A 14,379-nucleotide genomic window follows, 5' to 3' on the forward strand; every position below is an offset into this window, starting at 1 on the left:
AGGATAGTTATATTGGAAATTAAAGCAATTACAAGACAATATAAAGATATATATAAGATCAGTTCTCAAGAGGCCTTTATGTATCTTCTTTTTTTTATGTTGACCATACTTTTATTTTACATACTCAGTTTATTTAAAATTAAGTTATTAAATGTTCAAAAAATCATTTATGTCTTTTCTATTTTCTTATCAATAAGCATTCATAAAAATTTCCTTTACGAATACGTAAAAAATAAAAGAATTGAATATCCCGAGGTTTTCCCATTAAACAGAGAAAAATTCTTTTACATCAAAGCAATAAAGTATGATTATATTGTACTGATGGAAAGTTTAATTATATTCATACCAATTGGAATAGCTTTTTGGTTAGCTGGTTACTCTTCATTATATAACGCTATATTTTTCATAATTACGGCACTTCTTATTTATTTGATAACAAATAATATAGTTTCAGTAGTGAAATTTTTAAAGATGAAGTTAGCAAAACCAGTGGTTACAATCTTTTTTAAATCATTGATGTTAGTCTCATTCTTTTATATTGTTTCAATAGCTATTAGTGAATTAGAAAAAATAATAGGTTATTTGTATAATGATAAAAAAATAGATCTAGTTACCTATTCCGATAGCCTTAGATATTTTTTCTCGTTAGATATATTTAATTCTATTTTTATAATGCTCAGCTTTATGATATTGTTGATAGTTGTTTTATTAAAAGTCTTACTATATTCTCGATTAAATTTAGTGAATAATATGGAAAATAAAAGAGGGATGTTATTTAACAGAAGATTCTTCAAGTCGCCGATATTAAATAAAGAAATTAAATATCTTACATCTCAAGGTATATTAGAAAAGGTTCTTACCAACTCTTTTGTTTATTTCATCGCAAGTATGCTTTTATTAATGCTCAATTTTATAATTAAAGTTGAAATAATAATTCCTAATAATTTAGTATTGTTGTTATTGATTGGTGAGAGTTTGAGAGCAGTTGAGGAGTTATCAAAAAATTATTTAGGAAATGAAAAAAAATACGTAGAAAATTATATTCTTTCTGGGTTTGATTTAACTAATTTGTTAATAAATAAAATCATACTAAACAACATTATTATTTTGATTAGCATGCTTCCAATTTTAATTTTATTTACTATTATATTTAAATTCTCACTAGCATTTTTTCTTTTAGCCCTTGTATGTCTAATATTAAATACAATTAGTTTTTCAATAATAAGTGTTTATTTTAATAGTGCTAAAACTTCATTTGTGAATAAACTGGCAATCCCGCATAGATATGCTCCATATAAAAAAATGGCATTCAATACTTTGATTTTATACTCGAATTTAATTATTATTATTATTTTCGAACTGATTTTTAATGGTTGGTTTAGAATTTTTCTTAGTACTGTTTTTTTAATTGTACAAACATTAATAGTCATAATCAGTTTTTCTTTAATTTTAAGAAAGAAACGTGAGGTTTTGTATGGGGAATATTCTTATTCAGTATATAAAAAAAATAGATAGGGTGATGATAATTAGTATCATGCTATCTATTATCACACTAGCGATTTCTTTTTTTACAGGATTTAATATGAAAGATAGTTTTGTTGAAAATCATCTAGAACTAAGTTTTTGGGATATTTTTATAAATAATTCCATAGTATCTATTATGTTTTTTTTAGGAGCTATAACCTTTGGTTTGTTAAATTTTATATATCTTTTTATAAATGGTTACTATATCGGGACAACATTTTCATATAAAATTTCTAGTGAAGGTCTTCAACAAACAATTGACCTTGTTTTCTGGCATGGATTATTAGAAGTACCTTCACTAATTTTGAGTTCTTCATTAGGGTTTGTACCGTTGTTATTGGTAATAAGCAGTGCGCACTCAAGTAAAAAAATAAAAATAAAAAAATATCTAAAGTATGCAGTAGTGGTTATTTTATTAGTATTTATTTTAAATGCTTTGGCAGCCCTAATAGAGAGTATGACATTTTAAAGGAGGATTATATGTACATATCGAACATTTTTAATCAAAAGAAATATATAGTGTTGTGTTTATTTATTAGTATCTTGTTGTATTCTCTAATATATCAAAATGTAGACACTGGTATAAAATCCGCATTTAATGATATTATCAAAGCTTCAGGTACGGATATAAATTCATTAGAGTTTGAAGGAATAAAGAAGATTGAGTCAATATTGTCAAGTGTCTATTTTCAACTACCTATGCAACTCGTTACAAGTTTAATTAACTTGTATGCAATTGGTGTTTTATACTTTATTTTTAATAAAGTCATAAATATATTTAAAACTAAGAAGACTGAGCTTACTTATTCAGGAATTGTCAATATACTTTATGTGGGGCTGTATATTCAAGTAGTTGATCTCGTAGTGCAATCTATAATAATGATAACTTCTAAAACTTCTTTAGACTACTATCAAAATTCATGGTCTTCTATATATTGGTTGTACTTTATTCTAATTCAAACAACAGTAGTTATAATGCTTTTCAAAAAGTATTATAATGTTCTGTTCTCTCCTGTAATCTTCTTTTTATTTCTAATCTTGATTCAATGTGTAATAAGGTTTGGTGATTTCTTTTGAGTTTACTAAGTGTTAGAAATGTTACTAAAGTATTTGAGCGGGAAAAAATCATTTTGGATAATATATCTTTAGACTTAGAAGAGAATGATATTACGTTTATTTTGGGGTCAAACGGTGCCGGGAAAACAACATTATTGCAGATACTTTTAGGATTAATTGAAAAGCAAGAAGGTGATATTTTATTTGAAGGGAAAAAATTGAATTATCCTCTATCAAATGAGTTTAAAAGAAAAATCGGCTATGTTTCAGATCAACCATTATTAATTGAGTATTTAACTGCACTAGAAAATTTAGAGTATATTAGTTTTATCTACAATGTTAAATATACCCAAAACGATTTCATTGAAATCCTACAAAGGTATGGTTTAATGGATGTTGATGATAAATTGGTAAAGAACTTTTCTCGAGGAATGCGTACAAAATTAAATCTATGTTTTTTAGATATTATTGATCCAATGGTTATCTATATGGATGAACCGACAATCGGCTTAGATGTAATGAGTATTCAATATCTAACATCTAAAATTCTGGAGTATAAAAAAAATGGTAAGACTCTTCTCATCACATCTCATGATATGGCCTTTGTTATGCAACTTGCTGAGCATATATATATACTTCACGGTGGAATAATTAAACGTATGAACGATTTGAAGGTCAATTCTTCTAATTCTTTAAAAGCATTTAATGAATATATACAATCAGAAATAAAAACAATGAACGGGGACATAGAAAATGATTTTTAAAGGATTTATTGTTTTTTCACTATTTTTACTTATCCTAACTATTGTTTTTTCAAATCTTTTGATGTTTCAAGCAGAAAAGCAAAACAAAGTCAAAAAAGCCTCAGCCATTAGCTATATGATCATTTCGATTTTTTCTGGCATTGCTATTTCTTCATTTTTAATTTGGAAGTTTTTCATTAGCTAAGAGAGGAATGAGTGTATGGTGCAATTGAAGAAACTTGCAAACGAGCGTTTTTCTGCCTTGATCTGTATTGATTCATTTAATGAGCGAATCCGATTAGATGATTATAGCGGGAGGGTGCGGGATGTCATTCAATCCGTTCTTCAGGAAGCGGCGGCCTGTAAGGCTTCTAAGGTCATTGTGAAAGTAAGACGTGAGCATGTGCCGCTTTTTTTAGAAAAAGGTTTTCGGCTTGAAGGCGTATTTTCTCATTATTTTCTTGGAAGTGACGCTTACGGTATGTCGCTTTTTCTCACTGAGGATCGAATGAACAGTTCGTATTGGTTGGAGGAAGATGAGATCGTAGCATCCATTCAAGCAAAAGAAATCAAAAAAGACCAAGGCACATGGCAGGATGAGTATGTGATGAGGAAAGCCGATCTGAAGGATGTGCACAAGCTGGCAGAGCTCTATGATACCGTCTTTGAAACGTATCCTACGCCAATGAACGAGTCAGATTACATCCAAAAGGTGATGGAGGAAGGGACTGTTTTTTATGCCGTTGAACATGACGGACACATTGTGAGTGCAGCATCCGCTGAAATCAATGCGCCGTATGGTCATGCGGAATTAACAGATTGTGCGACCCTTCCTTCATATAGAAAACTAGGATTCATGCATCATTTGATTCTAGCACTTGAAAAAGAACTCCAGTCGATGCATATCTATGTCTTTTATTCACTTGCCCGTGCACTGTCCTATGGAATGAATCAAGTGTTTTATCAGCTTGGATATACATATACCGGGCGCTTCCAAAACAACTGCTATATTTTTGACAAAATTGAAGATATGAATCTATGGGTCAAAACGCCGAATGAATCATGAAATGGTTCTCATCTGATCAAGCAGACCAGATAGGCGGTACGCCATGATACTGAGCTGCAGCTTCATCCGATCATCAGTGGATTTGAGGCTGCAGCCTGTTCTCGTTTCAATTTGTTTCAGCCGGTAGCTTAATGTATGTCTGTGAATAAACAATTCTCCCGCAGATTTTTGAATATTTTCATTGTGTGCCAAATACACTTCGAGTGTATGGATCAGGTCAGCCCCTTGTTTTTTCGTATAAAGCAAAGGACTTAACAGCTCCACGTAAAAATCATGCAAATTCATACCCGCTTCATTCATTTCAAGAAGCATCCCATATAAGCCGAGCTTTTGATAATGAATGATGCTTTCGTCTGTTTTTAAAAGCGGAAGAAGCCTTGCTGCATACTGCGCTTCCTTTGCGCTTTTTGCAAAGAGACTGATTTGGTCATAGGCTCTCCCGATACCAATGACAATCGGATGGACGGGGAAAAAATAAGACCAAGTGCTCCGGCATTCCTCTGCTGCGCGATACCACTCCGCTTCTTGAAACACTTTTTTTCCGGCTGGTGTTAGGACAAAAATGGAATCGAGCCTTGTCTTTAGTAAAAAAGGAATATGTCTGCGTTCAAAGATCGAGGTGAGTAATTGCGATAGACGCTGCATCATTTGGTGATCGAGCTGTGTGTGCTGATGCTGAAATTGAAAGTAGATCACCACCTGCTCCTCGCTCATATCATATTGCAGCTTTGTTGCTTGTTCGACCACGTAGCTTTCTTCTGTATATTGCTGCTGCAAAATATCATCTAACAAATGTCCCTGCATTTGGTTTTCTGTATCTTGAATGGCTTTTTGCTTCAGCCATTCAATCGCATACACGGCCCCGGCATGCTCGATCGCAATCGCGTCGAGATGATGCCACGTATCCTTTTTCTTTAAAGACACAATAAACCCAAAAATATCCCCCATCGCAATCACCGGACATGCGGCGAGGACAAACGCTCCGCACGTGTCATAGACGAGCCGCCCTTTTTCTTCTGCCTGCTTGAGAAGGGGCAAGGTTTCAATTGGTTCATGATCTGTCAGAAAGCCAAAAGCAGGAGAGTACGTCACTTCATCTTTTATGAGATGAGCCGCTGTTTGATGTAAAAAGACATCAAGAACGACAATGTTTGCTGCAGTGAGATGTGCCAGTTCCTCTGTAATTTGCGTCACATTTTTATTCCTTACATTTAATTGGGTCAGTCTTTGATGAATCGCGGATGAATATTTAAGCTGATGAAGCTGACTGCTCACGATTTGCTCTAACACGGCTTTTGTAATATCTGAGAAATTGATGTGTGGCGGAATCTCGATGAGCGGAATGCCGCTATTTTTCGCCGCTTGAATGAGTGATGCTGGAATGTCGCTTAAGTATACACCTTTATAAATAGCGATGGCTGATAGCCTTTTAGATTGAATCAATTCTTCAAGCCGGTCGCGTCTTTCTTGATTGTCTGCGAGTCCAAATCCGGTTGTGACGAGCAATTCTCCTTCGGAAAGCCTCGACGTGTCTTCGATGATTTCCACGATGGTCACCCATTGAATGAGTCGGTCCAGTCCATTTTCTCCAGCGAGCAGCTTTGTTCCCTTCATGATATCGAGCGAAAGTGCATCTTTGACGAGAATCGCCATAGACTCATGACCTCCTTTTGAACACTCTTATACACGATGTATAAAAAATGCGTCTGAAATTCGGGCATGTGGCGAATGGAGGATGACTGCCCTCTTGATTAAGCTAATCTTATAACAAGTATACAAAATTTTCTTGCGATTCATGAAAAAGAAAGAGGCAGCTGCTGACGAGAGAGGGAGGAATGGCAAAGTGGAGACCCGGGATTACTTAATCAAACCGATGTTGAATCAGCATTATCCTGTGGCTGTGAAAGGAGAGGGAATTTATTTATATGATCGGGACGGAAAAAAATATATAGACGGCTCATCGGGGGCTGTCACGGCAAGTATTGGACATGGCATACGTGAAATCGTTGATGCCATGACCGAGCAAGCGGAAAAAGTGAGCTTTACGTACAGATCACAATTCACAAATGAACCAGCAGAAGAACTTGCTTATGAATTGAGTACGCTTTGTCCAGGTAACCTGAACTGGTCTTTTTTTGTCGGAAGCGGATCAGAGGCAACGGAAACGGCTATGAAAATTGCAATTCAGCATTGGCAGGAGCAAGGAAAGGCTGAGAAGAATCACATTATCTCACGATGGATGAGTTATCACGGCATCACCCTCGGTGCACTGTCGATGTCCGGACATATTGCAAGGAGAGAGCGCTTTGAACCATTGCTCGAAAAGAACCCAGTGCTGTCTCCGCCATATAGCTATCGTTCATGGCTGCCGAAGGAAGAGGGCAAGCAGGTTGAATGGTATGTTCAGGAATTTAAAACCGTCATTCAGCGTATAGGAAAAGAGAGGATTGCCGCTTTTATTGCAGAGCCGATTGTCGGAGCATCGGGAGCGGCACTTGTACCGCCAGATGGATATTTTGATGCAATGAAGCGTGTCTGTGAGGAAAACGATATTTTAATGATTGCAGACGAAGTCATGACAGGCTTTGGACGAACTGGGAAAATGTTTGCGATGGAGCATTGGGGCGTCGTACCAGATATTATGGTTCTCGGCAAAGGGATGAGTGCTGGCTATTCACCGATTGCGGCAGCCGTCTCAGCGGATCATGTCATCGCACCAATTCTGAGCGGTTCCGGCTCTGTGATGGCAGGTCACACCTATAGCGGCAACCCGCTTTCAGCAGCCGTCTCACTGGCTGTCATTCGATATATGAAAAAACATCAGCTTCCTGAACGAGCGGATCTGTCTGGCCGCTATTTAATGAATGCTTTAAAGGATGTGCAAACAAACCATTTCATCATAGGAGATGTGAGAGGAAAGGGACTGCTCATCGGCATTGAGTTTGTCGCAGACCGTTTATCGAAAACACCATTTCCTGCCCATGCTCAAATGACGCATTTAGTCGTTGAGACAGCGAAGCAAAATGGCTTGCTCGTTTACCCAGCAAGCGCTGGAGAGGATGGAGTGGGAGGTGCAGCGGTCATGATCGCTCCGCCGCTTTCTATCACGCAGCAGGAGATGGATGAACTCATTCAATTATTTGAGCAGACAATCACGCAGGTCGAACAAGAAGTCATCAACCGAGGGTTTTTCCCATCTGCGATGTAGGGAGGAAAGATGATGAACAAAACAGTGAATGTAGACGAAGTGATCACGCATTTTAGGGACGGCATGACCATCATGTTTGGCGGATTTGGCGGCGTAGGGTCCCCGCCATCATTGATCGATGCCATCCTAGAAGCCAATATCAAAGATCTGACATTGATCGGAAACGATGCAGGCTTCCCGCAAATAGGTGTTGGCCGGCTGATCACAGAAGGAAGAGTCAAGAAGATCATTGCTTCTCATATTGGCTCAAATCCAATAGCCGGACAGAAAATGCAATCAGGTACACTAGATGTTCATTTTTACCCGCAGGGCATTCTAGCAGAAAAAATACGAGCAGGCGGGATGGGCTTGGCAGGCATTGTAACAGATGTCGGCATGGATAGCCTCAATCTTGATGAGAAGCAGCTCGTGCCACTAAACGGAAAGACATATATCCTTGAACCTGCGCTGACAGCGGATATTGCCATTGTGAATGCCTTCAAAGCAGATGAAGCAGGAAATCTGATATTTGATAAAAGTGCACGGAATACAAACCCGATTGTGGCGATGGCAGGAGACTGGACCATTGCGGAAGTGGAAGAGATTGTGCCTGTAGGTAGTCTTCATCCAGAAGAAATCGTGACACCAGGCGTATTTGTGAACCAGATCGTGCAATCAAAAGGAGTGAACTGGACATGGGCATGGGAGACAACGATATAAGACACCGCATAGCCAAACGGGCGGCGCAGGAAATTGAAGATGGCATGATCGTCAATCTTGGGATCGGCATTCCAACCCTTGCGGCTGATTACATTCCAGCGCATTACAACGTATGGCTTCATGCAGAAAACGGCATTATGGGGGCAGGCGCCTCACCAGCACAAGGAGAAGAAGATTCGAATTTGTGCAATGCCGGTGGTTTTCCTATTACGTTAACAAAAGGCGGATCATACATGGACACCACGACTGCTTTTGGCATCATTCGAAAAGGCATGCTGGATATGACCATTTTAGGTGCACTTGAAGTAAGCGGTCAGGGTGATCTTGCGAATTGGATTGTGCCAGGCAAACGAGTACCCGGGATGGGCGGAGCGATTGAGCTTGCGCAAAAGGCGAAAAAGGTTGTGGTGGTGATGAGCCACCTCGATAAACACGGTGAATCAAAGGTGAAATCTGCCTGCACACTGCCATTAACTGCTAAGTCTTGTGTGGATCTGATTATAACGGATATGGCAGTCATTGAGGTCAAATCGCAGCTGCTCATTTTACGTGAAGTCATGCCGCCGTATCAGCCGGAAGATGTCATAAGGGCGACAGAGGCACCTTTAATTTTAGCGCCTGATGTCAAATCTGTTGTGTAGAAAGGATGAATGACTTGCAGCCAATCACACGTATCAGAAGCTGGATGAGAGAGCACCAAGATGAAGCGATTGCGCTTCTTCAGCAAATGGTGCAATGTGAGAGCACCCAAGGGAATGAACAAGGTGTGCAGCAAATCGTAGCAAATAAGCTGTCTGCCATTGGTTTTGATGTAGATGTATGGGACATTGGCGGAGAAGACTTGCTAGAACACCCGTATTTCTATTCCCCGAGACGTTCCTTTAAAGGAAGTCCCAATGTCGCCGGACGATTGAAGGGAAAAGGGGGCGGCAAATCCATTTTATTAAATGGGCACGTCGATGTTGTGCCAGCAGGAGATACGAAACAATGGACATATCCGCCCTACAGCGGGCATATCATAAACGGGAGACTTTATGGACGCGGGGCAACAGATATGAAAGGCGGAAACGTTTCTTTACTCTTTGCACTAGAGGCACTGCATGCACTACAGATTCCGCTGAAAGGAGATGTCGTGTTTCATAGTGTCGTCGAAGAAGAGAGCGGCGGTGCAGGCACCCTTGCAGCCATACTGAGAGGGTATACAGCAGATGCGGCCATCATTCCAGAACCAAGTCATATGAAAATCTTTCCGATTCAGCAGGGATCTAAGTGGTTCAGACTGCATATTAAAGGAAGGGCAGCTCATGGCGGAACAAGATATCACGGCGTTTCCGCTATTGAAAAAAGTATGATCGTTCTTTCACATATAGCAGCACTTGAAGAAGAACGAAATCAGCGCATCACCGAGCCGTTATTTCAGCATATCCCGATTCCAATCCCCATCAACATAGGGAAAATTCAAGGCGGTGATTGGCCGTCCTCTGTAGCAGATCTGGTCACAATGGAGGGAAGACTTGGTGTGATGCCAGGTGAGACGGTTGAGCAGGCAGAGAAAGAACTAGAAAATTGGATGATGGGACTTGGGGAAAAGGATGAATGGTTCAAAGAGCATCCTGTTGAGGTCGAATGGTTTGGGGCAAGATGGCTTCCAGGCTCAATTGATACGGATCATCTACTTTTAGGTCTATTGAAGGAACAATATGAAGTGGTCAAGAAGGAGCCGCCAAAGATCGAAGCCGCTCCTTGGGGAACAGACGGCGGATTACTGTCACAGGCGGCAGGTATCCCGATCATCGTATTCGGACCTGGAACAACGGAGCTTGCCCATTTCCCGAATGAATCCATCGACATTGAGCATGTGATTGAAGCAGCGGAAATTATCGCAGGTACGATGGTGGAATGGTGTGAAGCAGCGGAGTGATATGAAAACGATCACAAAAAAAGAAGGCTGTCTCACTCAGCCTTCTCTTTATGTGTGTCTTGCTGCTCACACATATACGTCACTGGACAAAAACGAAGAATGCCAGATGCCAGTTTCATTCCGCCGAACATGATGCTGAAAAGCAGCATTTTACTCCATGGTTTTCTAGCATATAAAGAACCAGCTACAGTACATATTGTCATTCCACAGGCAATTCGAATGAGCGCTTCCATTAAGCCGAGATTAGGTTTCATTGAAGGTAAATCTCCTTTTTTAAATATTTTAAGTGTGATTTCAAGAAATTGTAACGTTTCATTAATGCGTAACGTGGTTCGTTATGTTACGATAGGGCTAATACAAATGAAGGAGAGTATGTGAATGTCCGAACGTACTTTTAATTGGAGAAACAATGACATCCGCACACAAATCGATGTAGTCGACTCAAAAATAGTTCCAACACTCCTTTTAACGAATGGACTCGTGCTAAACCCGTTTTTAAAACAATGGGTGAAAGCAAATATTTGGATACATGATGATCGAATTGTTTATGTCGGAGCAGAGCTTCCTCAAAATAAATCAGCTAAACGTGTGATTGATTGTGAAGGGAAATACATTGTGCCTGGGTATATAGAGCCTCACGCGCACCCGTTCCATATTTATAATCCCCAATCACTTGCAGAATATGTGTCTCAATTTGGCACAACAACGATGGTCAGTGATAACTTATTTCTTCTTTTGCAGAGCAATGAAAAGAAAGCGCTTTCCACTCTGTGTGAATTAAAACAGCAGCCATTTCAGTATTTCTGGTGGTCTAGATATGATCTTCAAACTGAAGTCAGATATGAAGATGAGATGCTTCCTATCAACTACCGGAAGGAATGGATTGATCATCCTGATGTCCTTCAAGGCGGCGAATTAACAAGCTGGCCAAGATTGATGGACGGTGATGATCTCATTTTATATTGCATGCAAGAAACGAAGAAGCAGCGGAAACGAATTGAAGGGCATTTCCCCGGAGCTTCTGAGAAAACGCTAACAAAAATGAAGCTGTTTGGCGCGGACAGCGATCATGAAGCGATGAATGCAGACGATGTGCTCAAACGCTTGTCCCTTGGCTACCATGTCTCACTTCGTCATTCTTCCATCCGCCCAGATTTAGTGAACATTTTAAGAGAGTTGCACGAGCGTGATTTTAGACACTATGATCACTTCTTCTATACAACAGATGGAGCAGCGCCTCATTTTTATGAGGAGGGTATGATTAATCGTTTGATTTCAATTGCCCTTGAAGAAGGCGTGCCTATCATCGATGCATACAATATGGCGACCTTTAACATTGCGAAATACTATCAAATTGATGACCTATTAGGTGTTGTCGGTCCAGGACGTCTGGCTTCATTGAATGTGTTAGATGATCCAATGAATCCAAATCCGGAAACGGTGATATCTAAAGGGGTTATCCTCAAATTAGATGGAGAGAACCAGCATCAATTTCAAGAAACTAAATGGGAAAATGGCGGGCTTGTTCCATTAGATTTAGGCTATGATCTGACGACGAGTGATTTGCAATTTTCCATGCCGCTAGGTGTCAAAATGAGAAATGCTGTCATCATGGAGCCTTATACAGTGGAGATTGATAACTCTGTGAACCAGCTGTCATGTGATCATGATCAAAGTTTCTTTAGCCTGATTGACCGAAAAGGCGAGTGGCGTGTGAATACGATGCTCAAAGGCTTTGCAAACAAAGTGCAAGGGTTTGTCAGCTCATTTTCGCTCACGGGTGACATTTTAGTGATCGGGAAAAATAAAGAAGATATGATGCTGGCACATAAGCGAATGAAAGAAATCGGCGGGGGGATCGTCCTCACAGAGAACGGGAAAATTTTGCACGAAATCCCGCTGCAATTATCAGGCTGTGCCTCTGCTGAACCGTTTGAGACAGTTCTTCAGCAAATACAAACCTTGCGTGAGCTGCTCATTGAGCGAGGCTATCCATTTGATTGCCCAATTGATACACTTGTCTTTTTCCAAAGTACCCATTTGCCGTATATTCGAGTGACACCAAGAGGAATATTTGATGTCATGAAAAAAACTGTACTCTTTCCGTCTATAATGCGTTAAAATATAACAGAGTGGAGCTGTATCATCTTTGCCACATTTCTGACAACTGTTATAGGGCAGACGTGAGCAATGGATCTCTTCACTGCCATGTAAGTGAAAATACTTATGTGGAGTTGTTGAAGCAGAGGGCTTTGACATGACGAGTGAAATGGCCTGATTGAAAAATGAATCTGTCGGTTACGCTGGCCGACCAACATATTTTGAATAATTGAGCGAGGCGGGGCGCATGTTTGTGGTCTCGCCGAGCTTTCCGCACAACCTGTATTTTTAGGGCAGACCTAATCAAGCAGAAGTGTTCTTGATATCGGAAGCAAACAAGTTTGTCAGATTGTCGAACAAGGAAAATGACAGAACTTGTCGATTTTGTATACGATAAAGAAGCTTCGGCTTACGAAAGAACTGACGGCATTTCCAGCGTATAACCAAACCTGTCATGATTCGTTCAAAGCTCATTGCTGAGGTTGAAAAAATAGTCAGGAAAGATACCGCTTTCTCCGCAGAATATCGTGCGAAGCGGTGCCAATAGTAAAGGAGAAGATGTATAAAGATGCAAATTGATAAATTAAGGGGCAAAAGCTTAGATCAGTTATTCAACTCCATCTTATCCCTTAAAGACCTGGAAGAATGCTATCGATTCTTTGATGATTTGTGTACCATCAATGAAATCCAATCTTTATCACAGCGTCTTGAAGTAGCACGTATGCTTCGCGAGGGGAACACATATCATAAAATTGAGACGGAAACAGGTGCGAGCACTGCAACTATCTCACGTGTCAAACGCTGCTTGAACTACGGAAATGATGCCTACACAATGGCACTTGACCGCGTAGCAGAACAGCAGGCAAATGACGAAACAAAATAAAGCAGACTTCACTGTAAACAATCCTATTCAACAAGAATGGCGTTGTTTACAGTTTTTTTATGAAGAGCGCTGAAAAGACAAGCAAGGACTGGCTTGAAAGAAGCAACAAACGGGTCATTTAACCGAATAACTTTATCAGAAGGTTGTGGAGAAGAAAAAATGAGATTCAATGCTTTGATACCAGAGTTATCTGTAACAGATATCGAAAAGTCTAAATGGTTCTATATAGAATTGCTTGGTTTTAAATTGGAATATGAGCGTGAAGATGATAAATTTATATTTGTTTCGTTGGAAGAGGAAACACAAATGATGTTAGAAGAAATCAATGGCCATTGGGACACTGGGGAGTTAAAACACCCATTTGGACGGGGAATCAATTTTCAAATAGACATTAAAGACGTACAGCCTGTCATTGACCGTTTAAGAAAGCAAAACATTCCACTATTCAGAGAGCCAACTGTTAGCAAATATAAAAGTAATGATACTACGTTTATACAAAAGGAATTTCTTGTTCAAGATCCTGATGGATATTTACTTAGGTTCTCGCAAGAAATGGCAGGTTAACATGAAAGTCTCTTCCAGAATAGGCCGCGATTGTTGAATAAGTAAAATTAAGAGTGGCTGCGGCTACTCTTTTTTATTTTGAGATACATGAGTACAGATACAAAAAATTGACTATTGCCGAAAAGGACAACGGTTATTTTTAAATTTGTGTTACTGCCATTTCCTTTGAATGTTTCTCGCTTCGGAAAGAGGCAGCCAACTCTGATCATCATCATGTCTATTGAAAAAGTCTTTAACATAGGAATCTCCTTTAAACACAATGATTTGTGATCCCCATCATTCAGTGGCATCTACTACAACCACGACACGATATACTTCTCCATCAATTGGCTTCAAATCAATGAGATGTTCAGCTCTATTTATCAGTGTCTGGATGGACAATCGCTTGATTTTTTGAGGTGTTTTGTTTGTACAAATAAAATCATAAGCAAATGGTAGAGGAAGATGCCAATACCCTTGTTCAATATCTGCCGGGAACTCTCGTGTACTTTCCTCAATTCTTGTAACCATCTCATTCGTCTTCCGTTTCATCCCGCGAACCTTTTTCTCACGCATCCTCCATCTCTCCACTTCCTGGTCATTTGCCCTAAGTTCTTTATACGCGATTGAGCCAAA

Annotated in this window: 13 protein-coding genes and 1 pseudogene; 11 read left to right on the forward strand and 3 right to left on the reverse strand. The window is 39.5% G+C overall.

Annotated features, from left to right (window positions below):
* The first annotated feature begins 12 nt into the window (after positions 1–12).
* From NSS78_RS03310 to ablB, 4 genes are all read left to right on the forward strand, one after another.
* Positions 13–1,515 (forward strand): hypothetical protein, encoded by a 1,503-nt coding sequence (locus NSS78_RS03310; protein WP_212046333.1) that lies wholly within the window; start codon positions 13–15, stop codon positions 1,513–1,515.
* The gene (locus tag NSS78_RS03315) at positions 1,475–1,993 is read left to right on the forward strand and encodes a stage II sporulation protein M (RefSeq protein ID WP_212046332.1); all 519 of its coding nucleotides are present in this window, start codon (positions 1,475–1,477) and stop codon (positions 1,991–1,993) included. Before NSS78_RS03310 ends, NSS78_RS03315 begins: the two co-directional genes overlap by 41 nt.
* A 604-nt stretch (positions 1,994–2,597) precedes the next feature.
* Positions 2,598–3,344, forward strand: coding sequence for an ABC transporter ATP-binding protein (locus NSS78_RS03320; protein ID WP_212046331.1), 747 nt, complete (start codon positions 2,598–2,600; stop codon positions 3,342–3,344).
* A gap of 199 nt (positions 3,345–3,543) precedes the next feature.
* Complete coding sequence (gene ablB / locus NSS78_RS03325; protein ID WP_212046330.1) at positions 3,544–4,389, forward strand: putative beta-lysine N-acetyltransferase; 846 nt, start codon at positions 3,544–3,546, stop codon at positions 4,387–4,389.
* On the opposite strand, the gene NSS78_RS03330 is transcribed toward ablB, so the two are convergent.
* Positions 4,384–6,042 (reverse strand): PucR family transcriptional regulator, encoded by a 1,659-nt coding sequence (locus tag NSS78_RS03330; RefSeq protein ID WP_212046329.1) that lies wholly within the window; start codon positions 6,040–6,042, stop codon positions 4,384–4,386. The two genes, ablB and NSS78_RS03330, sit on opposite strands and share 6 nt — an antisense overlap.
* Before the next feature lie 190 nt (positions 6,043–6,232).
* Here NSS78_RS03330 and NSS78_RS03335 point away from each other — a divergent pair, with 190 nt between their 5' ends.
* From NSS78_RS03335 to NSS78_RS03350, 4 genes are read left to right on the forward strand one after another with little or no spacing between them, the layout of a single operon-like run.
* Positions 6,233–7,597, forward strand: a complete 1,365-nt coding sequence (locus NSS78_RS03335; RefSeq protein WP_212046328.1) for an aspartate aminotransferase family protein — start codon at positions 6,233–6,235, stop codon at positions 7,595–7,597.
* 12 nt (positions 7,598–7,609) lie between these two features.
* Complete coding sequence (locus NSS78_RS03340) at positions 7,610–8,296, forward strand: CoA transferase subunit A (protein WP_050945719.1); 687 nt, start codon at positions 7,610–7,612, stop codon at positions 8,294–8,296.
* Positions 8,272–8,937 (forward strand): 3-oxoacid CoA-transferase subunit B, encoded by a 666-nt coding sequence (locus NSS78_RS03345; protein WP_212046327.1) that lies wholly within the window; start codon positions 8,272–8,274, stop codon positions 8,935–8,937. Before NSS78_RS03340 ends, NSS78_RS03345 begins: the two co-directional genes overlap by 25 nt.
* A 14-nt stretch (positions 8,938–8,951) precedes the next feature.
* A complete protein-coding gene (locus tag NSS78_RS03350) occupies positions 8,952–10,217 on the forward strand; it encodes a peptidase (protein WP_212046326.1) in 1,266 nt (421 codons plus the stop codon).
* 32 nt (positions 10,218–10,249) lie between these two features.
* On the opposite strand, the gene NSS78_RS03355 is transcribed toward NSS78_RS03350, so the two are convergent.
* Positions 10,250–10,471 (reverse strand): DUF2892 domain-containing protein, encoded by a 222-nt coding sequence (locus NSS78_RS03355; RefSeq protein ID WP_034320223.1) that lies wholly within the window; start codon positions 10,469–10,471, stop codon positions 10,250–10,252.
* 124 nt (positions 10,472–10,595) lie between these two features.
* Between NSS78_RS03355 and NSS78_RS03360 the strand changes: the two genes are divergently transcribed.
* The 3 genes from NSS78_RS03360 (at position 10,596) to NSS78_RS03370 (ending at position 13,764) form a co-directional block, all read left to right on the forward strand.
* Complete coding sequence (locus tag NSS78_RS03360; RefSeq protein WP_003214450.1) at positions 10,596–12,338, forward strand: adenine deaminase C-terminal domain-containing protein; 1,743 nt, start codon at positions 10,596–10,598, stop codon at positions 12,336–12,338.
* A gap of 547 nt (positions 12,339–12,885) precedes the next feature.
* Positions 12,886–13,200: a YerC/YecD family TrpR-related protein gene (locus NSS78_RS03365; RefSeq protein ID WP_003214053.1), complete on the forward strand. Its 315-nt coding sequence runs from the start codon at positions 12,886–12,888 to the stop codon at positions 13,198–13,200.
* 159 nt (positions 13,201–13,359) lie between these two features.
* Complete coding sequence (locus NSS78_RS03370; protein WP_050945722.1) at positions 13,360–13,764, forward strand: VOC family protein; 405 nt, start codon at positions 13,360–13,362, stop codon at positions 13,762–13,764.
* Between the two features lie 150 nt (positions 13,765–13,914).
* On the opposite strand, the pseudogene NSS78_RS03375 reads toward NSS78_RS03370, so the two are convergent.
* A pseudogene (locus NSS78_RS03375) lies at positions 13,915–14,319 on the reverse strand (DUF3916 domain-containing protein).
* Positions 14,320–14,379 lie beyond the last annotated feature (60 nt).

This window comes from Bacillus sp. FSL W8-0920, assembly GCF_038593215.1.
Taxonomy (GTDB): Bacteria; Bacillota; Bacilli; order Bacillales; family Bacillaceae; genus Bacillus; species Bacillus pumilus.

Excerpts from the sequence above, each read along its gene's own strand:
- NSS78_RS03330 (WP_212046329.1), bottom strand. The coding sequence starts at position 6,042 with ATGGCGATTCTCGTCAAAGATGCACTTTCGCTCGATATCATGAAGGGA.
- NSS78_RS03355 (WP_034320223.1), bottom strand. The coding sequence starts at position 10,471 with ATGAAACCTAATCTCGGCTTAATGGAAGCGCTCATTCGAATTGCCTGT.
- NSS78_RS03370 (WP_050945722.1), top strand. The coding sequence starts at position 13,360 with ATGAGATTCAATGCTTTGATACCAGAGTTATCTGTAACAGATATCGAA.
- NSS78_RS03360 (WP_003214450.1), top strand. The coding sequence starts at position 10,596 with ATGTCCGAACGTACTTTTAATTGGAGAAACAATGACATCCGCACACAA.
- NSS78_RS03365 (WP_003214053.1), top strand. The coding sequence starts at position 12,886 with ATGCAAATTGATAAATTAAGGGGCAAAAGCTTAGATCAGTTATTCAAC.
- NSS78_RS03315 (WP_212046332.1), top strand. The coding sequence starts at position 1,475 with ATGGGGAATATTCTTATTCAGTATATAAAAAAAATAGATAGGGTGATG.
- NSS78_RS03345 (WP_212046327.1), top strand. The coding sequence starts at position 8,272 with ATGGGCATGGGAGACAACGATATAAGACACCGCATAGCCAAACGGGCG.
- NSS78_RS03340 (WP_050945719.1), top strand. The coding sequence starts at position 7,610 with ATGAACAAAACAGTGAATGTAGACGAAGTGATCACGCATTTTAGGGAC.
- ablB (WP_212046330.1), top strand. The coding sequence starts at position 3,544 with ATGGTGCAATTGAAGAAACTTGCAAACGAGCGTTTTTCTGCCTTGATC.